This window comes from Microbacterium sp. SS28 (assembly GCF_022761035.1).
In the GTDB taxonomy this organism is placed as follows: domain Bacteria; phylum Actinomycetota; class Actinomycetes; order Actinomycetales; family Microbacteriaceae; genus Microbacterium.
This window is the reverse complement of sequence record NZ_JAKWJP010000002.1, coordinates 632,095-655,240: the sequence shown is the minus strand read 5'-3', so window position 1 is coordinate 655,240 and position 23,146 is coordinate 632,095. Positions and strand designations below refer to the sequence as shown.

At 71.3% G+C, this 23,146-nt stretch carries 27 protein-coding genes; 15 read left to right on the top strand and 12 right to left on the bottom strand.

Annotation, left to right across the window (positions count from 1 at the left end; genetic code table 11):
* The first annotated feature begins 207 nt into the window (after positions 1-207).
* From MJ607_RS08430 to MJ607_RS08395, 8 genes are read left to right on the top strand one after another with little or no spacing between them, the layout of a single operon-like run.
* Entirely contained in the window at positions 208-1,197 is a 990-nt protein-coding gene (locus MJ607_RS08430; protein ID WP_243075114.1) for a hypothetical protein, read from the top strand.
* A gap of 10 nt (positions 1,198-1,207) precedes the next feature.
* Complete coding sequence (locus tag MJ607_RS08425) at positions 1,208-1,645, top strand: phage tail protein (protein WP_243075113.1); 438 nt, start codon at positions 1,208-1,210, stop codon at positions 1,643-1,645.
* Between the two features lie 3 nt (positions 1,646-1,648).
* Positions 1,649-2,407 carry a peptidase M23 gene (locus MJ607_RS08420; protein ID WP_243075112.1) on the top strand — a complete coding sequence of 253 codons (759 nt, stop codon included), beginning with the start codon at positions 1,649-1,651 and terminating at the stop codon, positions 2,405-2,407.
* Positions 2,394-4,202, top strand: coding sequence for a VgrG-related protein (locus MJ607_RS08415; RefSeq protein WP_243075111.1), 1,809 nt, complete (start codon positions 2,394-2,396; stop codon positions 4,200-4,202). Before MJ607_RS08420 ends, MJ607_RS08415 begins: the two co-directional genes overlap by 14 nt.
* Positions 4,203-4,210: 8 nt before the next feature.
* The gene (locus MJ607_RS08410) at positions 4,211-4,618 is read left to right on the top strand and encodes a GPW/gp25 family protein (protein ID WP_243075110.1); all 408 of its coding nucleotides are present in this window, start codon (positions 4,211-4,213) and stop codon (positions 4,616-4,618) included.
* Entirely contained in the window at positions 4,618-6,570 is a 1,953-nt protein-coding gene (locus tag MJ607_RS08405) for a putative baseplate assembly protein (RefSeq protein ID WP_243075109.1), read from the top strand. Before MJ607_RS08410 ends, MJ607_RS08405 begins: the two co-directional genes overlap by 1 nt.
* A 1-nt stretch (position 6,571) precedes the next feature.
* Positions 6,572-7,135: a phage tail protein gene (locus tag MJ607_RS08400; RefSeq protein WP_243075108.1), complete on the top strand. Its 564-nt coding sequence runs from the start codon at positions 6,572-6,574 to the stop codon at positions 7,133-7,135.
* Positions 7,132-7,842: a hypothetical protein gene (locus tag MJ607_RS08395; protein WP_243075107.1), complete on the top strand. Its 711-nt coding sequence runs from the start codon at positions 7,132-7,134 to the stop codon at positions 7,840-7,842. The genes MJ607_RS08400 and MJ607_RS08395 overlap by 4 nt, the downstream gene beginning before the upstream one ends.
* 24 nt (positions 7,843-7,866) lie before the next feature.
* On the opposite strand, the gene MJ607_RS08390 is transcribed toward MJ607_RS08395, so the two are convergent.
* On the bottom strand, positions 7,867-8,184 hold the full coding sequence (locus MJ607_RS08390; protein ID WP_243075106.1) for a PAAR domain-containing protein: 318 nt from the start codon (positions 8,182-8,184) through the stop codon (positions 7,867-7,869).
* A 3-nt stretch (positions 8,185-8,187) separates the two neighbouring features.
* Complete coding sequence (locus MJ607_RS08385; protein ID WP_243075105.1) at positions 8,188-9,504, bottom strand: hypothetical protein; 1,317 nt, start codon at positions 9,502-9,504, stop codon at positions 8,188-8,190.
* Positions 9,505-9,689: 185 nt separating this feature from the next.
* Here MJ607_RS08385 and MJ607_RS08380 point away from each other — a divergent pair, with 185 nt between their 5' ends.
* Positions 9,690-11,288 carry an ABC-F family ATP-binding cassette domain-containing protein gene (locus tag MJ607_RS08380; RefSeq protein WP_243075104.1) on the top strand — a complete coding sequence of 533 codons (1,599 nt, stop codon included), beginning with the start codon at positions 9,690-9,692 and terminating at the stop codon, positions 11,286-11,288.
* Positions 11,289-11,381: 93 nt separating this feature from the next.
* Here the strand turns inward: MJ607_RS08380 and MJ607_RS08375 are convergent, their stop codons facing one another.
* Genes MJ607_RS08375 through MJ607_RS08360 form a run of 4 tightly spaced genes read right to left on the bottom strand, consistent with a single transcriptional unit; the run spans position 11,382 to position 13,389 of the window.
* Complete coding sequence (locus tag MJ607_RS08375) at positions 11,382-12,251, bottom strand: SURF1 family protein (protein WP_243075103.1); 870 nt, start codon at positions 12,249-12,251, stop codon at positions 11,382-11,384.
* Positions 12,248-12,466 carry a hypothetical protein gene (locus MJ607_RS08370; RefSeq protein ID WP_243075102.1) on the bottom strand — a complete coding sequence of 73 codons (219 nt, stop codon included), beginning with the start codon at positions 12,464-12,466 and terminating at the stop codon, positions 12,248-12,250. The genes MJ607_RS08375 and MJ607_RS08370 overlap by 4 nt, the downstream gene beginning before the upstream one ends.
* Positions 12,463-12,852, bottom strand: coding sequence for a DUF3099 domain-containing protein (locus tag MJ607_RS08365; RefSeq protein WP_243075101.1), 390 nt, complete (start codon positions 12,850-12,852; stop codon positions 12,463-12,465). The genes MJ607_RS08370 and MJ607_RS08365 overlap by 4 nt, the downstream gene beginning before the upstream one ends.
* 60 nt (positions 12,853-12,912) lie before the next feature.
* Positions 12,913-13,389: a DUF4190 domain-containing protein gene (locus MJ607_RS08360; RefSeq protein WP_243075100.1), complete on the bottom strand. Its 477-nt coding sequence runs from the start codon at positions 13,387-13,389 to the stop codon at positions 12,913-12,915.
* 111 nt (positions 13,390-13,500) lie between these two features.
* Here MJ607_RS08360 and fabG point away from each other — a divergent pair, with 111 nt between their 5' ends.
* Complete coding sequence (fabG, locus tag MJ607_RS08355) at positions 13,501-14,211, top strand: 3-oxoacyl-ACP reductase FabG (RefSeq protein WP_243075099.1); 711 nt, start codon at positions 13,501-13,503, stop codon at positions 14,209-14,211.
* 24 nt (positions 14,212-14,235) lie between these two features.
* Here fabG and MJ607_RS08350 read toward each other — a convergent pair whose 3' ends face one another.
* The 3 genes from MJ607_RS08350 to MJ607_RS08340 are packed head-to-tail and all read right to left on the bottom strand — an operon-like array spanning position 14,236 to position 16,907.
* Positions 14,236-14,931 carry an alpha/beta fold hydrolase gene (locus tag MJ607_RS08350; protein ID WP_243075098.1) on the bottom strand — a complete coding sequence of 232 codons (696 nt, stop codon included), beginning with the start codon at positions 14,929-14,931 and terminating at the stop codon, positions 14,236-14,238.
* A gap of 32 nt (positions 14,932-14,963) precedes the next feature.
* The gene (gene serB, locus MJ607_RS08345) at positions 14,964-15,605 is read right to left on the bottom strand and encodes a phosphoserine phosphatase SerB (RefSeq protein ID WP_243075097.1); all 642 of its coding nucleotides are present in this window, start codon (positions 15,603-15,605) and stop codon (positions 14,964-14,966) included.
* 57 nt (positions 15,606-15,662) lie between these two features.
* Positions 15,663-16,907, bottom strand: coding sequence for a glucose-1-phosphate adenylyltransferase (locus MJ607_RS08340; protein WP_243075096.1), 1,245 nt, complete (start codon positions 16,905-16,907; stop codon positions 15,663-15,665).
* Positions 16,908-16,984: 77 nt separating this feature from the next.
* Here MJ607_RS08340 and glgA point away from each other — a divergent pair, with 77 nt between their 5' ends.
* From glgA to MJ607_RS08325, 3 genes are all read left to right on the top strand, one after another.
* On the top strand, positions 16,985-18,178 hold the full coding sequence (gene glgA, locus MJ607_RS08335; RefSeq protein WP_243075095.1) for a glycogen synthase: 1,194 nt from the start codon (positions 16,985-16,987) through the stop codon (positions 18,176-18,178).
* Positions 18,179-18,187: 9 nt separating this feature from the next.
* Positions 18,188-18,976: an ABC transporter ATP-binding protein gene (locus tag MJ607_RS08330; protein WP_243075094.1), complete on the top strand. Its 789-nt coding sequence runs from the start codon at positions 18,188-18,190 to the stop codon at positions 18,974-18,976.
* Between the two features lie 125 nt (positions 18,977-19,101).
* The gene (locus MJ607_RS08325; RefSeq protein ID WP_243075093.1) at positions 19,102-19,356 is read left to right on the top strand and encodes a type B 50S ribosomal protein L31; all 255 of its coding nucleotides are present in this window, start codon (positions 19,102-19,104) and stop codon (positions 19,354-19,356) included.
* Positions 19,357-19,423: 67 nt separating this feature from the next.
* Here MJ607_RS08325 and MJ607_RS08320 read toward each other — a convergent pair whose 3' ends face one another.
* A complete protein-coding gene (locus MJ607_RS08320) occupies positions 19,424-20,140 on the bottom strand; it encodes an exonuclease domain-containing protein (RefSeq protein WP_243075092.1) in 717 nt (238 codons plus the stop codon).
* Between the two features lie 91 nt (positions 20,141-20,231).
* On the opposite strand from MJ607_RS08320, the gene MJ607_RS08315 reads away from it, so the two are divergent.
* Positions 20,232-21,131 carry an alpha/beta fold hydrolase gene (locus tag MJ607_RS08315; protein ID WP_243075091.1) on the top strand — a complete coding sequence of 300 codons (900 nt, stop codon included), beginning with the start codon at positions 20,232-20,234 and terminating at the stop codon, positions 21,129-21,131.
* Here the strand turns inward: MJ607_RS08315 and MJ607_RS08310 are convergent.
* Positions 21,091-21,645, bottom strand: a complete 555-nt coding sequence (locus MJ607_RS08310; RefSeq protein WP_243075090.1) for a CGNR zinc finger domain-containing protein — start codon at positions 21,643-21,645, stop codon at positions 21,091-21,093. The genes MJ607_RS08315 and MJ607_RS08310 overlap by 41 nt on opposite strands.
* A gap of 70 nt (positions 21,646-21,715) precedes the next feature.
* Here MJ607_RS08310 and MJ607_RS08305 point away from each other — a divergent pair, with 70 nt between their 5' ends.
* Entirely contained in the window at positions 21,716-22,690 is a 975-nt protein-coding gene (locus tag MJ607_RS08305) for a DMT family transporter (RefSeq protein WP_243075089.1), read from the top strand.
* Here the strand turns inward: MJ607_RS08305 and MJ607_RS08300 are convergent.
* Positions 22,662-23,135: an Lrp/AsnC family transcriptional regulator gene (locus tag MJ607_RS08300; protein WP_243075088.1), complete on the bottom strand. Its 474-nt coding sequence runs from the start codon at positions 23,133-23,135 to the stop codon at positions 22,662-22,664. The genes MJ607_RS08305 and MJ607_RS08300 overlap by 29 nt on opposite strands.
* Positions 23,136-23,146 lie beyond the last annotated feature (11 nt).

Genomic DNA, 23,146 nt, shown 5'->3' with positions numbered 1-23,146 from the left:
ATCCGGAGCTCCGGCCGGCTCGCGGGCTCAGGTCCGGTCCAGCCCGCCGCACCCGCCGCGCGGGAGCCCGGTCCACCGCCCATCACGCCGTCGTCACGCGTCCAGGCCCCTGGCCTCCCGCTGCAACGGCAGGCAGCCGACGCCGAGCCGCCGCTCCGACCTCCTGGGTCTCCCGCGCAGGCCCCGGCTCTCCCGCTGCAACGGCACGTGTCCGTCGAGCCCGACCAGCCGATCGACCTGTCGTCGGCAGACCCCGAGAGCCGTCCCGCCCTCGGCGCCGTGGATGCGAGCCCTCCTCCCGTCGACGAGCCGATCGCCCCATCGACACCGCCCGGCATCACATCTGCGCACCCCGCATCCCACCCCTTCGCACCTCTGCCCGTCGCGCCCCCCGTCGTGCGCTCGCTCCTGCTTCAGCGCCGCATCGAGCCGGCGATCGCTCCTCTGTCCCGCGCGTCGTCTCCCGGCCGAGCGGGGTCGCCCGCCGGCCCAGCAGTCCCCGCGCGCGTCGTCGCGCCGGGCACCGTGCTCATGGACGAACCCCGCGCGATGCTCGACCCGCAGCGCACGTCGCTCCCCGCGCCGCCGCGCGACCTCCAGCGCCTTCCCGATGCACCGAGCGACACCCATCACCTTCCCGACGCGCAGCGCGGCATCCAGCGCCTTCCCGACCCGCCGCACCCGCTGTCACCGGGACCCGCCCTGGATCACTCCTCTCAAGGATCGGCGCACCCCCGCTCCCTCCAGGCCTCGCCGGCCGGCTCGTGGGGTCTCGCCGCCCCACGAGCCGCTGCCCTCGGCCCCGCCGCTTCCGCGCCGGCCGCCGAGGTGCAGCGGGCGACGGCATCCGTCCCGTCGTTCGCGGGCGCAGCCGCGCTGCCCACGATCGAGCGCATCCTCGCGACCAACGCGGCGCGCGTGAGCGCGGAGCGCGCCGAAGCGACCCCCGATCAGCCCGTCCAGCGTGCTGAGGAGCTCGAGGCGCCGCCGCCGGAGGCACCTCCCGAGGCGCCTCCCGCGAGCGCCCCGGCGCCGGGTGCGGCGCCGGCCGCCGCCGCACCGGGCCTCGACATCCCCGAGCAGCCCGCGCAGGTCGAGAAGCTCGTCGACCGCATCTACGCCCCCATCGTCCGCCGGCTCAAGGCCGAGCTGCTGCTCGACCGCGAGCGGCGGGGCGTCCGGATCGACCGGATCTGAGGAGGACGCGATGCCCGGCACGGAAGCCCCCGCGTGGGCCCTCACCGTCTCGTACGAGGTGATGCTCGACAAAGAGACCCTCGGAGCGTTCGCGACGTGCGAGGGCCTCGGCGTCGAGGTCGTCCTCGAGACGCGCGAGGAAGGCGGCAACAACGCCTTCCCGTGGCAGTTCGCGAGCCGCCTCAAGTTCCCGAACATCAAGCTGACCCGTCCGCTGAGCGCCGAGTCGGGAAAGGTCGTCCGCTGGATCCTGGGCTTCGCCGACGAGCGGAAGCACAGCAGCGGAGTCATCACGGCCATGGACAGCCGAGGCGATCCCGTCCTCAGCTGGGAGCTGACGGGCGTCCTCCCGGTCCGCTGGACGGGCCCGTCGCTCAACGCCGAGTCGTCCAAGGTCGCGATCGAGACCCTCGAGCTCGCGCACCACGGCTTCCAGGTGAAGGGGTGACGCATGCCTCTCACCCAGACATCCAGCGACTCGGCCAAACTCGTCCACGCGCGTCTCGAGCTGTTCGAGCCCGGCCCCGCTCCCGGCAAGCCGGGTGCCGGCATGGGCCAGATCGAGTTCCACTTCAACCCGAAGGAGCTGACGGTCACGAAGGCCGCCAAGTGGGATTCGCAGAACCAGAAGAAGTCGGGGTCGGCGCCCCCCGCGAGCTACACGAGCCCCGAGCCGCAGAAGATGACGCTCGAGATGTTCTTCGATGCGACCCAGACCTCCGGCGGCAGCGTCGTGAAGGATGTCGAGGACCTCTTCAAGACGCTCGTGCCGACCGAGGCCTCTCGGCAGACCAAGCCGTCGCCGCCGTGGGTGAAGTTCGGGTGGGGGCCGCTGAGCGGCTTCCTCGGGTACGTGAAGTCGGTGTCGGCGAAGTACACCCTCTTCGGCTCGGATGGGCGCCCGCTGCGTGCCGTGTGCACCGTCGCGCTCGAAGAGCTGCCGTCCGAGCAGGGCAAGCAGAACCCCACCTCGGGCGGACTCCAGCCGCGCCGCGTCCACACGATGCGCGAGGGCGACTCGCTCGCCGTGCTCGCCTACCGCGAGTACGGCAACGCGGCGCTCTGGCGGCCGCTCGCCGACGTCAACGGCATCGACGACCCCATGCGCGTGCGCCCGGGCAGCACGGTCTTCCTCCCCACGGCGGGGGAGTTGGAGGATGCCGACGCCAGAGTCGTCGCGAAGCGGGAGGTGGCCGGTGCCCGCACTTGACACCTACACATCGCTCCTCGTCGTGCAGGTCGACGGAAGCGACCTGCCCACCGACGTCTCCAGCCTGCTCGTCCGCGGGCGCATCACGGACGGCGTCGGACTGCCGGACTCGTTCGAGCTGGACTTCGCCGACGAGCACGGCATCGTCGCGCCGAAGTTCCCGATCGCGGGCGCCGTGAAGCTCAAGGTGTCGCAGAACGGCCCGACACCCGAGCGCGTGCTCTTCGAGGGAGAGGTGACTGCTCTGGAACGGGAGGACGTCGGGGGATCCCTCCACACGCGCGTGCGCGGCCTCGACGGCGCGGCGCGCCTCATGCGCGGCACGCGGGTCGCGGCCTTCGTCGACAGCACGATCGCCGACATCGTCCGGCGCGTCGCGCAGAACGCCGGTCTCACGGTCGGCACGGTCGAGGCGCCGAGCGGCGTGCTGCCGCACGTCGCGCAGGACAACGTGAGCGACTGGACCTTCCTCGCGCGCCTCGCGCGCATCGCGGGCGCGACGTTCACGGTGACGGGCAAGCGGCTCGACTTCGGACCACCCACGCCTGCGCGCGATGCGCCCGCGGCGTCGAGCGCCCGCGACAACCCCGTCGTCATCGAGCACGGCGCCAACGCCCAGTACGTGCGGGCGGTCGTGACCGCCGCCGAGCAGGTCTCGCGGGTCTCGGTGCGCGGGTGGGATCCGGCGGCGAAGAAAGTGGTCGTCTCGACCGCCGACGCCCGCACGCGCAGCGCGGATATCGCGAGCCTCACCCCCGCGGCGATCGCGAAGAAGGTCGGGTCGCGCGAGCTCGCCGACCTCTCGGGCGAGGGACGCGCTGCCTCGCAGGACAAGCTCGCCGCCTCCCTCGCCGACCGGCTCGCGGGCGGCTTCGCCGAGGTCGAGGCGCAGGTGACGGGCAATCCCGAGATCCGCTGCGGCGTCGCCGTCACCCTCACGGGTTTCGGCGCGCCCTTCGACGGGCGTTACACCGTGAGCGAAACCGTCCACGACTTCTCGTCGGTCGCGGGGTACGCGACGACCGCGGTCGTCTCCAACATGTCCGATCGGTCGCTCTTCGGGGTCGCGGGCGCCGGGGTCGCGCTGCAGGAGGCGCGCATCCCGGGGGTCGTCACCGCCGTCGTCACCGACAACCAGGACCCCGACGACGCGGGTCGCGTCAAGCTCGAGTTCCCCTTCGCATCGGACGACTACGTCAGCGGCTGGGCGAGGACGGTCCACACGGGCGCAGGAAAGGAGCGCGGACTCGTCGTGCTGCCCGAGATCGGCGACGAAGTGCTCGTCGCCTTCGATCAGGGCTTCTTCGACCGCCCCATCGTCCTGGGCGGACTCTTCAACGGCAAGGACGTCCCCGCCGGCGGATGGAGGAAATACGTCGACTCGAAGGGCGTGCTGCGGCGCGCGCTCGTCTCCCGCACGGGGATGCGGGTCGAGCTCGTGGAAGACGGCTCGGCCGAGTCGGTGCAGCTGACGACGAATGACGGGGCGCAGCGCATCACGGTGCGTCAGGACGGTGGCAAGGGCGTCGAAATCGTGTCGGAGGGGCCGGTCTCGGTGACGGCCAAGACGGATGTCAAGGTCACGACCGACACGGGGAAGGTCGAGGTCTCGGCATCCACGATCACGCTGTCGGCGAAGGAGAAGCTCGAGCTCAGCGCGCCCCAGGTCGCGCTGAAGGGGACCGCGAAGGTCGAGCTGTCGGCGCCGCAGATCGCCGTCAAGGCGGACGCGCAGGCCGAGCTGTCGGCCTCGGGCGCCGTCACCGTCAAGGGCGCCATCGTCAAGATCAACTGAGGAGCGGCATGTCGAAGGAGTTCGTCGGCAGGGGATGGGCCTTCCCCGTCGTCGCCGACCGCAGCGGCCGCATCCTCCTCACGCGCGACGAGCGCGAGATCGAGGACAGCATCCGTCTGATCCTCGCGACGTCGCCCGGCGAGCGGCCCATGCGTCCGGAATTCGGCTGCGCCGTCCACGACTACGTCTTCGCTCCCGCCGACGCGACGACCGCGGGCGCCATCGGCGAGGCCGTCCGCACGTCGCTGCGGTTCTGGGAGCCGCGCATCGAGCTCGACGAGGTCGTCGTCGACTTCGGCGGAGCGGAGCACGGACGGCTGCTCATCGACATCCGCTACCGCATCCGAGGCGACAACGATCCGCGCAACCTCGTGTTCCCGTTCTACGTCATCCCTCGAGAGGAAGGGGGCGCGTGATGCTCCCCGCACCGAACCTCGACGACCGCCGGTTCCAGGACCTCGTCGACGACGCCAAGCGCCTCATCGCGGCGCGCTGCCCCGAGTGGAGCGACCACAACGTGTCGGACCCCGGCGTCACCCTCATCGAGGCGTTCGCCTTCATGGTCGACGAGCTGCACTATCGCCTCAACCGAGTGCCCGACCGCCTCTACATCACCTTCCTCGACCTGCTCGGCGTCACGCTGCACCCGCCGGCACCGGCCCGCGCCGACATCCTGTTCCGGCTGTCCGCCCCACGACCCGAGCCCGTCGTCGTGCCCGCCGAGGCGGAGGTGGGGACGCAGCGCATCGAGGGGGAGCCGCCGCTCGTCTTCGCGACCCTCGAGGAGCTCGTCATCCCGCCACGGACGCTCACCCACATCGGACGGGGCGAGCCCGTCGACGTGCGGGTCGTGCACGCTGAGAACGCCCTGCCCGGGGAAGGGACGCTCGAGGCCTTCGGTGCAGAGCCCGCACCGGGCGATGCCCTCCTGTTCGGCCTCGACGACGCCGCGCCGCGCTGCCTCGTCGCGCTCGCGCTCGACTGCAGCGTGCGGGGCGTCGGCGTCGACCCGACCGACCCGCCGTGGCAGTGGCAGGCGTGGACGGGTCGCTCGTGGAAGCCGTGCCGCGTCGTGTCGGACGGCACGGGCGGCCTCAACAAGGACGGCGAGGTCGAGGTCCTGCTCCCGCGCGAGCACGTCGTCTCGGTCGTCGGCGGCGTGCGGGCCGGCTGGATCCGGTGCGTCGTGACCGAACCGGCGCACGACCGCCAGCCCGCGTACACGTCCTCTCCGCTCGTGCACCGGGCAGCGGCATCCGTCGTCGGCGGCGCTGTCGACGCGACGCACGCCGAGACGGTCGCCGGGGAGGTGCTGGGGCTCAGCGAGGGCGTGCCGGGTCAGGTCTTCGCGCTCACGCAGGCGCCGATCGTGGCGGACGGCGACGACATCGTCGTAGAGGTCGCGGGCGGGGCGGGGTGGGAGGAGTGGATCGAGGTCGACTCCTTCGCGGGTCACGCCGAGGACGAGCGGATCCTGACGGTCGACCGCGCGCGCGGCGAGATCTCGTTCCCACCCGCCGTCCGCGAGGCGGACGGGACGCTCACGAGGTACGGAGCCGTCCCGGCGGCGGGCGCCCCGCTGCGCGTGCCCCGCTACCGCGTCGGTGGCGGCCGCCGCGGCAACGTCGGCGCCGGCGCCCTCGCCGTCCTGCGGACGACGGTCCCGTACGTGCGATCCGTCGAGAACCTCACGGCCGCGCTGGGCGGCAACGACGGCGAGACGCTCGACGAGGCGAAGCGGCGCGGACCCCTCGCTCTGCGCACGCGCGACCGCGCCGTCACGGCGCACGACTACGAGCAGCTCGCGAAAGCCGCCCGACCGGGGATCGCACGCGTGCGCTGCGTCCCGGCATCCGGTCACGACTCCGCCGTGCGCCTGCTCGTCGTGCCGTCCGCGGCAGCGGGACCCGACGGCCACGTCGACTTCGCCGACCTCGAGCCCCGCGAAGAGCTGCTCGCGGGCATCGCCGCCGAGATCGACGAGCGCAGGGCGGTGGGCGCCCGCGTCATCGTCGAGCCGCCGTTCTACCGGGGCATCACGATCGTCGCGCGCCTCATCGTGCGGCCGGGCGGCGTACACGACGTCGTCGAGCAGCGGGCGCTCGCCGCGCTCTACCGCCACTTCGATCCCGTGCTGGGCGGCCTTGACGGCACCGGCTGGGCGTTCGGCCGTCCCGTCCTCGCGGGCGAGGTCTACGCCGTCCTGCAGGCTGTGCGCGGCGTCGAGCTCGTCGACGACCTCAAGCTGTGGGAGGCGGACCCCGTCACGGGCAAGCGCGCGGGCGAGCCGACGATGCGCATCGACCTCGATGCCAACGCCCTCGTGTACTCCTACCGTCACAGCGTCCGCGCCGTCTCGGGGGTGTGACGTGCGCCGCCTCGTCCCTGGGCTCGCGAGCCCGTCGCCCATGCTCCAGCGACTGCCGGGGGTGTACCAGGATGTCGACGACGCCGACTTCTTCCCCCGATTCCTGAGGGCCTTCGACGATTCCCTGGCCCCCACGATCGCGACGCTCGACAACCTCTCCGCATACGTCGACCCGCGCCTCGCGCCGTCCGACTTCGTCGACTGGCTCGCGACCTGGGTGGACGTCTCGATGGACGGCGGGTGGACGCTCGAGCAGCGCCGCGCGATCGTCTCGCACGCCGCGGGACTGCACCACCGGGCCGGGACGCTCGAGGGCATCCGCGACGCCGTGCAGCTCGCGGCAGGGCCCGATGCCGAGGTGTCCGTCGAGGACAGCGGTGCGGTGGCGTGGTCGGTGACCCCCGGCACGGACCCGCCGGGGTCGCCCGAGCCCCAACTGCGCGTGACCGTGACGGGGGCGGACGATCCCGAGCTCCGGGGCCGTATCGCGCGGGTCCTCGTCGCGGTGGCGCCCGCACACGTCCCGTGGACGCTCGTCCCGACGGCATCAGAGGAGCAGTCATGAGCACGACCGCCGGCCAGATCGTCTGCCTCGAGTGCGGCGCCCGCAACCGTCCGGGCGAGGACTTCTGCGGCGAGTGCGGCGCCTACCTCGCGTGGGAGGGCGACGCCGCGACGTCCGGGGGGACGCCTTCGGAGGCGACGGATGCCGCTCCCCGCGCCGACTCCGCGGCGGAGGCAGGCTCGCCCGAGGCGCGCCCGTCCGCCACCGAGCCGGTCGACCCCGCGGCTCCGGCCGGTGCTCCCGCCGCGACCCCTACCGAGTCGACCCCGGCCGTGGTGCCCGTGAAGCCTCTGTGGACCTGGGATACCGCCGACCCGCCGACAGCGGAGCCGGAGGGGCTCGCGATGCGCAAGCCCACGGCCCCCGCCGCCCCGCATCGCCGACCCGCGCCCGCTCCGCTCCCCGCCGAGCCGCCGCCCGGCCCCGGTGACGTCCGCTGCCCCGCGTGCGGCGCGGGCAACCGACCCGAGCGCCGCTTCTGCCGCCGCTGCGCCGCGCCCCTCGCCGCTCCGCGCGCCGCCGACACATCGGCGCAGCCCGCCGCGGGTTCGCGCCCCAAGGGCCGCAGCACGCGATTCCCCTTCACGGCGGTCATCGTGCTCGCCGTCCTGCTGGGGCTCATCGTCGTGGCGTGGCTCAACCGTGACGTCGTCATCGGATTCGTCGAGACGATCGTCGGGTACGTCTTCTCCTCCCAGTCCGGGTGACGCGGCCACCCGGTCCGTCCCGGGTCATCCGCCGATGATGACGGTCGGGCAGCCCGGCCCGGGGACGATGGGGGATCCGTGCATCGACAGATCACCGACCCGCGCCGCCGGGAACCCGCCGATGAGGACCGTGACGCTGCCCTGCGCGATGCCGTTCGGCGCAGGCGAGACGCACATGATCCCGCCCGGCGTGGCGTTCGCAACGGCCGCGGGCATGCCCCCGATGAGCACCGTCGGCACCGCGGCCGCGGGTGAGATGGGGCCGCCGACGTGCGGCTTGGGGCCGTCCGACAGGGGGCACATCGCGGTGTCTCCCGCGCGGAGGGCCGGCCCCGTCGGCATCCGTCACCCCGCAGGGGGAGGCGTCACGAGCTGCGACGTGACCAGGATCGACGACAGGCACCGCTCGGGTGTGCGGCCAGGCGGATCGCCCACGATGAGACACGAGAGCTGCGCCTGGAGGGTCTGGCCCGCCGGCACCTCGATGGGTGTCACGAAGTGGAGGTCGAGGTCACGGTAGTTCTCGGTGCTGAGGGTCAGCAGCACGGTCGTCCCATAGCCGAGGGTGAGCGTCGCGACGTCGCCCTGCGGGTTCTGCACGACCAGGTCGGTGATGCGCAGGGTCGAACCGTCCGGCACGGGGTCGGGAAGGCCGCGCCGCACAGGCGCGGCGCCGGCGCCGGCCGTGAGCGTGATGACGTTCGTCTGGTTGGCGACGGTCGGTGCGGGCGGGGGCGGCACGGGAGCCGGGGTTCCCGTCGCGGCCGCCTCTGCGGCCTCCTGCGCCGCCTTCGCCGAGTCCGCGGATTCGGCGGCGGCCTGCTCGGCCGCCTCGGCCTGTCCCTGCACCTCGGCGAGCGGCTCGGCGACGGCTTCGCGGGCGGCCTCCTCGACGGTCGGCTTGACCAGCAGATTCCACAGCAGGATGAGCAGCGCGATGAGGGCGGCGAGTGCCAGCAGCGCCTTCCAGAACCACGAGGGGAAGACGGGCTCCTGCATGTGGATGCCGTCGGCGACGATCGGCTCACCCGCGCTCGGCGTCACGACGACCGAGTAGGGATGGCTCGCCGCCTGGCCACGCCAGACGCGTCGGCGCGGGGCCAGCGTGACGCGCACGAACTGCGCGTGCCCCGGGTCGATCACGACCTCGGGCTCGCGCGGGTTCACCGTGAGCCGCTCTGAGCCCGCGCCGATCAGCGATGCCGCGATCGGCGCGTTGCCGTTGTTGTCGATCGCGAGGCGGACGCGCTTGCGGCCGCGCGAGCGCGACACCTTCGGGACGATCTCGGCGGCGACGGCGGCGAAGGCCTCGACGGTGATGATGAGCTCGGCGACCTCGCCGACCGTCGTGCGCGTGATCTCCGGCTCGACGTCCTCGGGGATCACGGCCGTCGGCATCACCTGGATCGCGACGTCGAGCTCTCCCGCGAGGATGCCGGGGGAGCGCGCCACGAGGATGCGCGCGACGACGGTCTCGCTCCGTCCCGGGTAGACGCTGACGTGGTCGGGCTCGAGCGTGACGCAGCCGCCCCCGGGCCCCGAGGCGAGCAGCCGGTACTCCTCGACGATCTGGCTGTCGTTGCGGACGGTGACGGTGACCTCGACGGGCGTGCCGGGTGTCGCCGCGACCGCGGCGGGCTCGATGGACACGGCGACTGCCATAGCTGTGACGCTAGGGTCGCCGCGCCCGCGCGGCACCGTGCGCGAGGCCCGCATCGCGTGCAGAGGCGGTGCCCCTTCGGCGCGTCCGGTTGCACGTTCGGGCCGAGCCGGCCTCTCAGGCGGGGCGAATATACTGAGTGGCTGGCCGGTCGGCCGCCTCCACCTCTAAGAAACGGACGTCCGCTGTGCTCGCCGTGCACGACCTCGAGATCCGCGTAGGCGCCCGCGTCCTCATGTCGGAGGTGTCGTTCCGCGTCTCGGACGGCGACAAGATCGGCCTCGTCGGGCGAAACGGCGCCGGCAAGACCACCCTCACGAAGGTGCTCGCGGGCGACCTGCTGCCCGCGGACGGCCGCGTCGACCGCTCGGGCGAGCTCGGCTACCTGCCGCAGGACCCGCGCTCGGGAGACCCCGAGATGCTCGCGCGCACGCGCATCCTCGACGCCCGCGGACTCGGCACGCTCGCACTCGGCATGCACGACGCGTCCCTCGAGATGGGCGCCGACGACCCCGCGGTGGCCGCGAAGGCGATGCGGCGCTACGCCAACCTGACGGAGCGGTTCGAAGCGCTCGGCGGCTATGCGGCCGAAGCGGAAGCGGCATCCATCGCCCACAATCTCTCGCTGCCCGACCGCATCCTCGACCAGCCGCTCAAGACCCTCTCGGGCGGTCAGCGCCGTCGCATCGAGCTCGCGCGCATCCTCTTCTCGGACGCGCAGTCGATGATCCTCGACGAGCCGACCAACCACCTCGACGCCGACAGCGTCGTGTGGCTGCGCGAGTTCCTCAAGAACTACAAGGGCGGGCTCATCGTCATCAGCCACGATGTCGAGCTCGTCGGCGAGACCGTCAACCGCGTCTTCTACCTCGACGCGAACCGCCAGGTCATCGACGTCTACAACATGAACTGGAAGAACTACCTCCGTCAGCGGGTGGCCGACGAGGAGCGACGCAAGAAGGAGCGCGTCAACGTCGAGAAGAAGGCGACGGCGCTCCAGCTGCAGGCCGCGCGCTTCGGCGCGAAGGCCTCGAAGGCCGCCGCCGCGCACCAGATGGTGGCTCGCGCCGAGAAGATGCTCTCGGGCCTCGACGACGTGCGCCAGGAGGAGCGCGTCGCGAAGCTGCGATTCCCGAAGCCGTCGCCGTGCGGGAAGACGCCGCTCATGGCATCGGGGCTCTCGAAGTCGTACGGCTCGCTCGAGATCTTCACGGATGTCGACCTCGCGATCGACCGCGGCTCGAAGGTCGTCATCCTGGGCCTCAACGGCGCGGGCAAGACGACGCTCCTGCGCATCCTCGCGGGCGTCGACCAGCCCGACACGGGTCAGCTGGAGCCCGGACACGGCCTCAAGATCGGCTACTACGCGCAGGAGCACGAGAACCTCGACGTCGACCGCTCCGTGCTCGAGAACATGATGTCGGCCGCGCCCGACATCAACGCGACCGAGGCGCGCAAGGTGCTCGGCTCGTTCCTGTTCACGGGCGACGACGTGCTCAAGCCCGCCGGTGTGCTCTCCGGCGGTGAGAAGACGCGACTCTCGCTCGCGACGCTCGTGGTGTCGTCGGCGAACATGCTGCTGCTCGACGAGCCGACGAACAACCTCGACCCGGCATCGCGCGAAGAGATCCTGGGCGCGCTCGCGCACTATGAGGGCGCCGTCGTGCTCGTCTCGCACGACGAGGGGGCCGTCCACGCCCTCAACCCCGAGCGCGTCCTGATCCTGCCGGACGGCGTCGAGGACATCTGGGGCCGCGACTACGCGGACTTGATCACGCTTGCGTGATCAAGAAGTACGGTCGTTGAGTAGCCGCGGCTTCAGCCGCGGCGTATCGAAACGCATCACGCTCGCGTAGCCCTCAGGCTTCGCAGCCGGCGATCACCGCCCGGCGGTGTCGACGAGTTCGTCCTCGGCGGCGGCGTCCGCATCGCGTCGGCGCTTCTTGGGGCGCGTCGGGGGCGCTTCGCCCGCACGCGCGGCCGCGGCATCCTCGGCGTCCTCGCGACGATGCGCGCGCTCGGTGCGGATGATGTAGCCGATGAAGACGAAGCCCATGAGCGCGAACAGGATCCACTGGATCGCGTACGACAGGTGCGGGCCGGGGTCGGCCGAGGGCGACTCGAGCGCCTGCGGCCGCGTCGCGGGCGCCGGATCCTCCGAGACCATGATCCCGTAGGCGCTCAGCTCGAGGGCATCCGCCGTCGCGGGGTCGACCGCATCGGCGACCGTCTGCAGATGGATCGTGGGCACCTGACCCTCGGGTGCGGACCGCCCCGAGCCGGGCAGCGGCTCGCCGGGGCGGAGCCGCACGATGACCGTCGCCTCGCCCTCCGGAGCCGCAGGGATGTCGTCGGGCTCTGCCTGCTCCTCGCCCGGCGGGACCCACCCGCGGTCGACGAGGAGCACGCGGCCGTCGTCCAGGCGGAAGGGAACGAGCACCTCGTACGCGGCAGTGCCGCCGTGCGCGCGGTTGCGCGCGAGGAGCTGGTCGTCGGTCAGGTAGGCCCCCGTGAGGACGACGGGCCGCCACTCTTCGGCCGCCGACAGCTCGTCGCCCGCGGGGATGACCTGCTCGAGCGGGACGGGCGGCGCGTCGTAGTTCTGCTCGATGAGTTCGAGCTGCTCGGTCCGGTGCGCATTGCGTGTGAACTGCCAGTCCGACAGGAACGCGCACGCGATCGCGAACACGATCGCGACGGCGATGTAGGCGGTCCAGCGGACCGCGGCGGGGGCATCCCGTCTCGTCATGAGGTCTCGATCGTCGTCTGCAGCGGGGCGACCTGGACGGGGAAGTCGCGGGTCGCCAGGAAGTCGTGGAGGTAGTCGCGGTGCTCGTCGCACGCGACCCAGACCTTGCGCCGATCGGCGGAGTGGATGCGGGGATTGCGCCACTCGATGCGCCATGTCGCGACCGCGCGGCATCCCGCCCGCGAGCAGATCGCGGTCTCGACCGTATCGCTCATGCCGCGTCGTCCGGCTTCGCTGCCGGGGCGGACCCGTCGGCTTCGTGGGGGAGCGGCTTCTGCTCCTCGACCCGGATCACTCGCGGCGTCTCCACCGTGCTCGTGACGCGCGCGGTCGCAGGAAGAGCCCGCTCGGGGTCCTCGCGCCTGACGCGGCGACCGTCCTGCCCGACGTTCGCCGCCACGACGGCGATGTAGGGAAGGACCACGGCTCCTACGGCGAGCACCCACGTGTACCAGCCGTACGGCGTGATGACGATCATGAGGATGATGCACGCGATGCGGATGCCCATCGTGACGAGGTAGCGGGTCTCGCGCGCGCCGACCTCATCCTGCGGCGCCTGGGGGAGCGACGTCGCGGACTGTGCTCCGTTCGAGTGCTTCACGATGATTCCAGGGTACGCCGCGTGGAGGAGGCCAGCGCCCCCTCAGCCTCGTTGCGGACGCTAGTTCGAGAGGATCGTGCCGGCGTTGACCGCGAACCAGTTCAACCACGCGACGAGGATGATCGTCCCGATGATGGCGAGCACGAGTCCGACCCAGCCGACGATCGTGCCGGCGAGCCCGAGGCCGCGTCCCTGTTCGCCCGTGCGCTTGATCTGGCTGAGCGACATGTGGCCCGTGATGATGCCGGTGATCGATCCGAGGAAGGGGATGACGAAGAACCCGACGAGCGACGAGATGAGCGAGACGACCGCCAGCGTGTTCGTCTTCGTCGCGGGCGGCGCGCCGTACGCGGGCGCGGCGGCCGGGTATGCCGGCGTTCCATACGGCTGGCCGTACGCGGGCGGCTGCTGCCCATACGCGGGCGGCTGCTGCCCATACGCGGGCGGCTGCGGCGGCTGCTGTCCGTAGGCGGGAGGCTGCGGCGGCTGCTGTCCGTAGGCGGGAGGCTGCGCGGGGTCGCGGGGTGCATCGCTCATGGTCGGACCCTTCCGTCGAGTTCCCTCCCAGGGTTCCAGCGTCGCGAAGGAGTGTCAAACGCCTCGCCGATAGGCTGGTGCGGTCCACCCCCTGACTCACCGGGAGCCTCCATGTCCACTGATCGCGTCGTCCTCGTCACCGGCGGCAATCGCGGCATCGGCCGTGCCATCGCCGAGCGCTTCGTCGCCGAGGGGTACAAGGTCGCCGTCACGGCGCGATCCGGCGAGGGTCCCGAGGGCACGCTCACGGTCCGCGCGGATGTGACGGATGCCGCGGCCGTCGACGCGGCCTTCACTGAGGTCGAGGCGGCCCTGGGGCCGATCGGCATCGTCGTGGCCAACGCGGGCGTCACGAAGGACACTCTCCTGCTGCGCATGACGGAGGACGACTTCGACAGCGTCGTGGCGACGAACCTCGGCGGCGCGTTCCGCGTCGTCAAGCGCGCCTCGAAGGGCATGCTCCGCGCGAAGTGGGGACGCGTCATCCTGATCTCGAGCGTCGTGGGTCTCTACGGCTCGCCGGGCCAGATCAACTACTCGTCCTCGAAGGCCGGTCTCGTGGGCTTCGCCCGCTCACTCACGCGCGAGCTCGGCGGTCGCGGGATCACGGCCAACGTCGTGGCGCCCGGCTTCATCGAGACCGACATGACAGCTGCGCTTCCCGAGGAGACGCAGGCGCAGTACAAGAGCAACATCCCCGCGGGCCGGTTCGCGAGCACCGACGAGGTCGCCGGTGTCGTCACATGGCTCGCGTCGGATGACGCCGCCTACATCTCGGGTGCGGTCATCCCGGTCGACGGCGGCCTCGGCATGGGGCACTGACCCCGCCGAGCCACGACAGCGACGTCAGCGCTCCACGGCGGCGATGATCGCGCGCGCGAGGGCGTCGGGCTGGGAGAACTGCGGCCAGTGACCGGAGCCGAGCCTGATGATCTCGGCGTCCTCGATGGCCTCGAACTCGTCGGCCCACGGTCCCCAGTTCGCGAGCTCGGCACGGAACTCCTCTTCGTTCGCGTTGCCCGACAGGATCGTCACGGGCACCGTGCGACGTCGCTCGTCGCCGAGGTGGATCGGATCGGTCGGCACGCGAGCCGGCACCGACCCCGTGCGCGCGGCCCACGTCTCGCGCGTCGCGGCGTCGAGATCGGCGACGTCGGGAGCGTCGAAGGAGTCCCAGCCGGGGAACGGCACGACGCCGTCGACGACGTCGAACTCCGAGATCCCGCGCCCTGGCGGCGGCGGCACCGCGTCGACGAAGACCACGCGGGCGACGCGATTGGGCCGCGCGTCGGCGGCGCCCCACACGACGTTGCCGCCGCCGGAGTGCCCCACGAGCACGACGTCGCCCTCGAGAGCGTCGATCTCGGCGACGACGGCGTCGACCCAGTCGGCGATGCCGATGGATTCCGAGGCCGGCGCGGGAACGCCCAGGCCCGGCAGCGTGAGCGGATGCGCCGTGTGCCCCGCCCTCGTCAACGCGGGCGTCACCGCCTCCCACGAAGAGGAGTCGAGCCAGAGACCGGGAACCAGGATGATGTCCATGCCTGGACGCTACCCGGGGGTTCGGACGTCGGTCAGGGGAGGAGCGCGATGACCTCTCGCAGGTCGACGGGGCCGACCACGAGGTCGGCCTTGGCGCGCACGGCGGGCTTGGCGTTGAAAGCGACGCCGAGCCCCGCGACCTCCATCATGCGCAGGTCGTTCGCGCCGTCGCCGATCGCGATCGTGCGGCCCAGTGCGACCCCTGCGTCGTGCGCCCAGCCGCTCAGGGTCTGAGCCTTGACCTCGGCGTCGACGATTCCGCCGTCGACCTCGCCCGAGAGCACGCCGCCCGACACCGCGAGGCGGTTCGCCCGCCACACATCGGCGCCGAGCTGCGGCGCGATCGTGTCGAGGATCTCGTGGAATCCGCCCGAGACGACGCCCACGAGCCCACCGCGCTCGTGCACGGCGGAGGTCAGTTCGCGCACGCCGGGAGTCGGCTCGATCCGCGCCAGGACGTGCGCGAAGGCTGCCACCGGCACGCCCGCGAGTGCGCGCACGCGCGAGCGCAGGCTCGTCGCGAAGTCGACCTCGCCGCGCATCGCGGCCTCGGTCGCCGCAGCGACTTCGGCGCCGCGGCCCACCTCGTCGGCGATGAGCTCGATGACCTCGTTGCGGATGAGGGTCGAGTCGGCGTCGAGCACGACGAGGAAGCGAGCGGATGGCGCGGACACGCCTTCCACCGTAGCGGCGCATGGCGACGGCCGATGACGACCGCCGCCGTGTGCGGCTCAGCGGTCGATGACCGCGCCCTTCCCGACGACGGTGATGCCCGTGTCTGTGACGGTGAACCCCCGCTGGAGGTCGCGCTCGCGGTCGACCCCGACGGTCGCGCCGTCAGCGAGGACGACGTTCTTGTCGAGGATCGCACGGTGCACGCGGGCGCCCGCGCCGACCCGCACGTGGTCGAACAGCACCGAGTCGGTGATCGTCGCGCCGCCGCCCGAGAGCGTCCACGGCCCGACGACGCTGCGCTCGAGATGCGTGCCCGAGAGCACCGATCCGAGCGAGACGATCGAGTCGATCGCGTTGCCCATGCGGCCCACGCCGTCGCGCACGAACTTGGCGGGCGGCGAGTTGACGGTCTGCGAGTGGATCGGCCACTCCATGTTGTAGAGGTTGAAGATCGGGAGCGTCGAGATGAGGTCCTGGTGGGCGTCGAAGAACGACTCGATCGTGCCGACGTCGCGCCAGTAGTCGCGGTCGCGATCGGTCGAGCCCGGCACGTCGTTGCGCTTCATGTCATACACGCCCGACTCGCCGCGGCCCACGAAGTAGGGGACGATGTCGCCGCCCATGTCGTGGTTCGAGGTCGGCAGCTCGCCGTCGGCCTCGACCGCGTCGATGAGCGCCTGCGCGTCGAAGATGTAGTTGCCCATCGACGCCAGCACCTCGCCGGGCGAGTCCGCGAGCCCCGTGGGGTTCTGCGGCTTCTCGAGGAACTCGTTGATGCGCGCGGGGTCGTCCGCCGAGACGTCGATGACGCCGAACTGGTTCGCGAGTGAGATCGGCTGACGGATGCCGGCGACCGTCGCCTGCGCGCCGGACTCGATGTGCGCCGCGAGCATCTGACGGAAGTCCATGCGGTAGACGTGGTCGGCGCCGATCACCACGACGATGTCGGGCTTCTCGTCGTTGATGAGGTTGAGGCTCTGCAGGATCGCGTCGGCCGAACCCGAGAACCAGCGCTTGCCGAGTCGCTGCTGCGCCGGCACCGACGTCACATACGAGTCGAGCAGCGCCGACATGCGCCACGTCTGCGAGATGTGGCGGTCGAGGCTGTGCGACTTGTACTGCGTCAGGACGACAATCTGTCTCAGCCCTGAATTGATGAGGTTGGAGATGGCGAAGTCGATGAGCCGATACTGCCCGCCGAACGGCACGGCGGGCTTGGCCCGATCCGCCGTCAGGGGCATCAATCGCTTTCCCTCGCCACCGGCAAGGATGATTCCGAACACCTTCGGCGCTGCTGGCATGGCACCCACACTAGGGGGCTCGGCGGAACCGGGGTAGCAGGTGTGCCCGGGGTGTCTCGTGTACTAGGTTTCGTGGCATGCGCGTCGACATCATCACGAAGGAGTACCCGCCCGAGATCTACGGTGGCGCGGGTGTTCACGCGACCGAGCTCGTCAAGGCGCTGCGCGCCTCGATCGAGGTGCAGGTGCGCGCGTTCGGCGCACCGCGCGACGAGCCCGACACGACGGCGTACGGCGTGCCGAGCGAGCTCGCCTCGGCGAACGCGGCCCTCCAGACCCTCGGAACCGACCTCGAGATCGTGACGGATGTCGCGGGCGCCGACGTCGTCCACAGCCACACCTGGTACGCGAACTTCGCGGGGCATCTCGCCTCGCTCCTGCACGGGATCCCGCACATCGTTACGGCGCACAGCCTCGAGCCGCTGCGGCCGTGGAAGGCCGAGCAGCTCGGCGGCGGGTACGCCGTGTCGAGCTACATCGAGAAGACGGCGTACGAGGGCGCTGCCGCGATCGTCGCGGTCAGCGAGGGCATGAAGGCCGACATCCTGCGCAGCTATCCGTCGCTGGATCCCGGCAAGGTGCGCGTCATCTACAACGGCATCGACGTCGAGGCGTGGCATCCCGTCGAAGACGCTCCGCTGCTCGCGGAGCTCGGCATCGACGCATCCAAGCCGTCGATCGTGTTCGTCGGGCGCATCACGCGTCAGAAGGGCCTGCCGTACCTGTTGCGCGCGGCCGAGCAGCTGCCGCCCGACGTCCAGCTCGTGCTGTGCGCGGGCGCGCCCGACACTCCGCAGATCCTCGCCGAGGTGGAGGAGCTCGTCCGCGGGCTCCAGACGACCCGCGAGGGCGTCGTGTGGCTCGACCGCCTCCTGTCGCGTCACGAGCTGTGCACGATCCTGAGCGCCGCGACGACGTTCGTCTGCCCGTCGGTCTACGAGCCGCTCGGCATCGTGAACCTCGAGGCCATGGCGTGCGGAGCCGCCGTCGTCGGCACCGCTACGGGCGGCATCCCGGAGGTCGTCGTGGACGGCGTGACGGGCCGCCTCGTCCCCATCGAGCAGGTGCAGGACGGCACCGGGACCCCGATCGATCCGGATGGATTCGTCGACGATCTCGCCCGCGTCCTGACCGAGGTCGTCTCCGACCGCGAGCGCGCCGCCGCCTACGGAAGAGCGGGCAGGCAGCGCGCCGCCGACGACTTCAGCTGGGGCTCGATCGCGCAGACGACCGAGGAGCTGTACGCGGAGGTCGCTCGCGCGGCCCGATAGGCTGGCGGCATGGCGCAAGTCCTCCAGTTCTCCGACGTCGTCGTCCGCCGAAACGCCCGTGACATCGTCGATCGGCTGAACTGGTCGGTCGAGGACGACGAGCGCTGGGTGATCCTCGGGCCCAACGGGGCAGGCAAGACGACAGTCCTGCAGCTGGCCGACACGCTGATCCACCCGACCTCGGGGACCGTCAGCATCCTGGGCGAGCGGCTCGGCCGCACCGACGTCTTCGAGCTGCGCCCGCGCATCGGCTTCGCGTCGTCCGCGATGGCCAAGCGCGTGCCGCCGGAGGAGACCGTCATCAACGTCGTGCTCACGGCGGCGTTCTCGGTCCTCGGGCGCTGGAACGAGGACTACGAGGACATCGACGAGCGCCGCGCGCTGCGCGTGCTCGCCGAGTGGAAGCTCGACCACCTCGCCGATCGCACGTTCGGCACGCTCTCGGACGGCGAGCAGAAGCGCGTACAGATCGCGCGCGCCGTAATGACCGATCCCGAGCTTCTCCTCCTGGACGAGCCCACCGCGAGCCTCGACCTCGGTGCGCGCGAAGAGCTGCTGCAGCTCCTCGGCGGCTACGCGCAGGCCCCCACGACGCCCGCGATGATCATGGTGACCCACCATGTCGAAGAGATCCCGGTCGGCTTCACGCACGTGCTGCTGCTGCGCGACGGCGGCATCGTCGCGGCCGGCCCCATCGACGAGACGCTCACTGCCGAGAATCTCACGGCGACCTTCGGGCTGCCGATCACGCTGACCTCCGAGGACGGCCGGCACGCGGCACGCGCCACGAGCGCCTGAGCCCTGCGGACGGCCGGTTCTGCAGCATCCCCTCAGGGCTGTTAGAATCTATCTTTGGTGCGCTCGCACCGCAGACTTTGACCGCGCTGGCAAAATCCAGGGCATCACTCCTCAAAGGACTTCTCATGCAGACTGACATCCACCCCGTGTACAAGGCCATCGTGTTCCGCGACCTCGGCTCGGGTGACACCTTCCTCACGCGCTCCACGGTCACGAGCGACAAGACGATCGAGCTCGACGGTGTCGAGTATCCCGTCATCGACGTCGAGATCTCGTCCGCCTCGCACCCGTTCTACACGGGCAAGCAGCGCATCATGGACTCGGCCGGTCGCGTCGAGAAGTTCAACCAGCGCTTCAAGGGCTTCGGCGGCGCCAAGTAAGCCCAGCTCTTCCAGGAAAGCCCCGACATCGTCGGGGCTTTCCTCGTTCCATGACGCTGCGGCCGCCTCAGCGGATCGGCCAGCTGCCGTCGAGCGTCTCGCCGGGGTCGATCCGTCCGATGCTGATGAAGTACTCCGTGAGACTCGCCGCCTGCGCGCGCGCCCAGCCGATCTGGCTCGTGTGCAGCTCTTCAGCCGTGGGCGGCAGCCACGCGGCGTAGCGCTGGGCGAGGGCCTGCGCGACACGGCCCGCCGCGACGGCGTCCGCCGACGCCTCGTGCGCGCCGTCGAGGCGGACGGCGTAGTGCTCCGCGACGACGGAGAGCGTTCGCTTGCCCCGCCGGTACCTGTCGTAGCGCTTGTCCATGACGAGCGGATCCACGACGGGCGCCGGATCCGCGATCGGGGTGACGCCGTGCCGCAGCGCCTCGTACTTGAGCAGCGAGAAGTCGTACGCGGCGTTGTACGCGACGACCGGGATGCCGGCATCCAGGATGCCGCGGACCGCGTCGACGACCTCCGCCACGACGACGGCCGCCGGCCGGCCCTGCGTGCGCGCCTGCTGCGTTGTGACGCCGTGCACGGCCGTCGCACCCTCGGGGATCTCGACGCCGGGATCGGCGAGCCAGTCGCGCGCGCTCATGACCTGGCCCGCGGCATCCAGGACCCCGACGTGCGCCGTCACGATGCGGTCGGACGTGACGTCGACGCCCGTCGTCTCGAGGTCGAAGACGCCGACCAGTCGGCTCCACTCGGGGGCATCGAAGAGGGCGAGGCGCTCCATGCCGTTCACGGTATGCGCCGGCTCCGACATCCCGTGCGAGGCGCGCTGTCGCGGACGGCGGGGGCTCAGGCGGGCTCCGTAGACTCGGGGGGTGCCCGTCTCCAGCCCCTACTCGACGCTCCTCGCGGAGATCCCCGTCGTCCGAAGCGACGTCGAGGTGCTCGGCGGCACGACGGCGTACTGGACGTACGGACCGGAGGATGCCGCGACCACCGTCGTCGCGGTGCACGGCTTCCGCGGCGAGCACCACGGACTCGAGCCGATCGTGGCGCACCTGCCCGACATCCGGATCATCTCACCGGATCTCCCGGGGTTCGGCGAGACGCCGCCTCTCCCGGGCCGTCGCCACGACCTCGCCGCCTACGCCGACTGGCTCACCGCCTTCGCGGGCGCTGTCGCGCCGGGCGCCGTCATCCTGGGCCACTCGTTCGGCTCGATCGTTGCGGCAGCAGCCGTCGCCGAGGGCTTCGCGACGCCGCGGCTCGTGCTGGTCAACCCGATCGGCGCCCCGGCGCTCGAGGGTCCGCGCGGCATCCTGACCCGTCTCGCCGTCTTCTACTACTGGGCGGGATCCCGCCTGCCCGAGCGGATCGGCGACGCGCTGCTGCGCAGTCCGGCGATCGTCCGCGTCATGAGCGTCTCGATGGCCAAGACGCGCGACCGCGATCTGCGCCGGTTCATCCACGATCAGCACGACACGTACTTCTCGCGCTTCGCCGACCGCGACGTGCTGCGGGACGCGTTCGTGACGTCGGTGTCGCACGACGTCAGCGAGTTCGCCCCGCGCATCGCGCAGCCCACGCTCCTCGTCGCGGCGCAGAAGGACGACATCACGCCCATCGAGGCGGAGCGGCGGCTGGCGAAGCTCTTCCCCTCGGCTGAGCTCGTGGAGATCCCAGATGTCGGGCATCTCATCCACTACGAGACGCCGCTGCCCGCGGCGGAGGCGATCAGGCGCTTTCTCGGGCTTTCCGCGCGCGATACGCGTTGACGTTCATGCGATTGCCGCAGTTGCCGGTGTCGCAGTAGCGCTTGGACCCGTTGCGCGAGTAGTCGATGTAGACGGCGTCGCAGTCGTCGGCCGAGCACACGCGCACGCGGTCGTACTCGTCGGACCGGATGATGTCGACGAACGCCATCGCCGCCTCGACGAGGATGCGCACCGCGAGCGGGGCGTCGTCCGAGGTCGCGTGGATGTGCCAGTCGTACTCGTCGTGCCTCAGCAGCTGGGGGAGCGCGCCGCCGTCGCGCAGCATCTCGTTGACGATCGGGACCGCCTCGTCGCGGCCGACATCCCACAGCCGGCGGACGCGTGCGCGGATGTCGCGGATCGCCTCGAGCTCCGCCTCGGTGCGGCTGATCCGGCCCGTGTAGGGGTTCGCGACGAGGTAGCGGTCGAAGTCTTCGAGCGTCACGAAGCGGTCGGGATCGTCGTGCCCGGGGAGGGTGTTGACGAGGTCGACGACCGCCACGAGGGATCGACTCGTGTCACGGATGAACACCATGTTGACTCCTGACGTCGCTTCCGACTACTGTCACCAGTGTAATGATCGACACTCCTGACAGGCGGATGGCATGACGGCGACCGCGACACGCCTCGACCTCTCGCCTCGGCGCGTCAGCACAGGCGGTCTCGTCATGGCTGTCGCATCCGCCCTCGCGTTCTCCTCGAGCGGCCCCTTCGTCAAGCCGCTGCTCGAGGCGGGGTGGTCGCTGGGCGCGGCGCTCCTGCTGCGCATGGGCATCTCGGGGCTCATCCTCGCGCCCGCGCTCGTCCTCGCGATCCGCCGCGAGCGGTCGTTCATCCGCCGGCACTGGCGCATGCTCCTGGCCTTCGGACTCGTGCCCGTCGCGGGGTGCCAGCTGCTCTTCTTCTCGGCGATGCAGCGGATGCCGGTGGCGGTCGCGCTGCTCATCCAGTACCTCGCCCCCGTCCTGCTCGTGGGCCTCGCATGGGTGCGCACCAAGAAGGCCCCGTCGCGACTCGTCGCGATCGGCTCGGTCGTCGCGATGGCGGGTCTCGTGCTCGTCGTCGACATCTCGGGCGCGTCCTTCGACCTCATCGGCACGATCCTCGCGCTCGGCGCCGCCGTGTGCGTCGCGGCGTACTTCCTCATCTCCGAGCGGACGGGCGACGATCTGCCGCCCCTCGCGCTCGCCTCCGGGGGACTCCTCGTGGGCGCTGCCCTCATGGCGGTCCTGTGCGTGACCGGCATCCTGCCCTTCGCAGCCCCGGACGTCGAAGTCGTGCTCGCGGGTTCGACGGTGCCCGGCATCCTTCCCATCCTGTGGGTGTCGGCGGTCGCGACGACAGTCGGCTATGCCTTCGGCGTCATGGCGGTGCCGCGGATCGGTGCGCGCGTCGCCTCGTTCGTCGGGCTGTCCGAGGTGCTCTTCGCCCTCGGCTTCGCGTGGCTCTTCCTCGGCGAGGTGCCCGCGCCGGTGCAGTTCCTCGGCGGCGCGCTCATCCTCGCGGGCGTCGTGCTCGTGCGCCTCGACGCCGACCGTCGCGAGGACGCGCTCACGACTCCTGCTGTGCCAGTTCCATGAGCGGCGCGACGCGGTAGCCGATCACCTCGCCCATCACGAGCGACGTCTCGGTGCGCTCGACCCCCTCGATCGCGAGGATGCGGGCGTCCGTGTCGAAGAGGTGCTGCGTGTCGCGGCAGGCGACCCGGACGAGCAGATCGACCTGCCCGCTCAGGCCGTGCACCTGCACGATCTCGGGGATGTGCGCGAGTTCGTGGCCGATGCGCGGCAGATCCGCCTGGCGCACGATGACGTTGACGAACGCCTCGATCGGGAAGCCCAGCGCGGCCGACGAGATCGCGCGCTCGTAGGACAGGAAGACGCCTGCCCGCTCGAGGCGGCCCATGCGCGCCTGGACGGTGTTGCGCGAGAGGCCGAGCTTGTCGGAGAGGGCGACGACCGTGGCCCGGGGGTCATCTGACAGCGCCGACAGAAGCTCCAGGTCGACTCGATCGAGGGTGCTCATAGTGCGAAAGA